This is a genomic window from Bacillus sp. SM2101 (genome assembly GCF_018588585.1).
In the GTDB taxonomy this organism is placed as follows: Bacteria; Bacillota; Bacilli; order Bacillales; family SM2101; genus Nanhaiella; species Nanhaiella sioensis.
The window spans coordinates 1-725 of sequence record NZ_JAEUFG010000126.1; the positions used below are offsets into that span (position 1 = coordinate 1).

The 725-nt window shown below is 30.2% G+C and carries 1 protein-coding gene; it reads right to left on the minus strand.

Annotated features, from left to right (window positions below):
- Nucleotides 1-278: 278 nt before the first annotated feature.
- Nucleotides 279-530: a DUF3923 family protein gene (locus tag JM172_RS25345; RefSeq protein ID WP_214484992.1), complete on the minus strand. Its 252-nt coding sequence runs from the start codon at nt 528-530 to the stop codon at nt 279-281.
- Nucleotides 531-725: the final 195 nt, after the last annotated feature.

A 725-nucleotide genomic window follows, 5' to 3' on the forward strand; every position in this document is an offset into this window, starting at 1 on the left:
TCTGGTTGATCTTTTTTCTATAGCTATTATCTTAATGTAGCAGAGATAGCGTTTACTATATTCTTGCGCCATATTGTGGAAGATCACTTGAGTATCTATTAGCTGTATTAAGGATCTATCTATGTTAGAGTTGTGTATGAATCTTATCAATTTAGAGGGGTACATTGTTTAATATGTACTGGCCCTTTAAATCATTATCATAAATGCTCCATTCTTTACCCTCAATAATTTTAATGCAAAAACATAATAATAAGCATAGATCTATGACATAAATATCATTAATTGTATTGATGATCGTTTTTATTTCTGTTGCTTTTTTTAGAAATCATTATAATTAACCAGCCAAGTTGAAAAAGTAAAGGGATTACAAAAGCTGCTACTAAAACCGTAATATTCAACATAATAATTTCTGGAGTTTGAACTGCACCAGTTGCATCCACGTCTCTTTGTGCTAAATAAATAGATCCTATTGCAAACAAAACTAACCAACAAGCATTTATAATCCACCATGCAACCCAAGAAACTTTCACACAACAACACCTCACTTCTAATCTAATAAACACTACACCAAGTAACTGTAAATGTAGTAATAACGATAATTTCAGATAAGCACCATATTGTCAAAGACTTGAATTCAAAAAGAGAATTATAACAGTCCTCAAAAACCCGGTTAGCTCAATAACATTTTAAGTCTAAATAATGTGTTGAATTTTGATAAATATTAC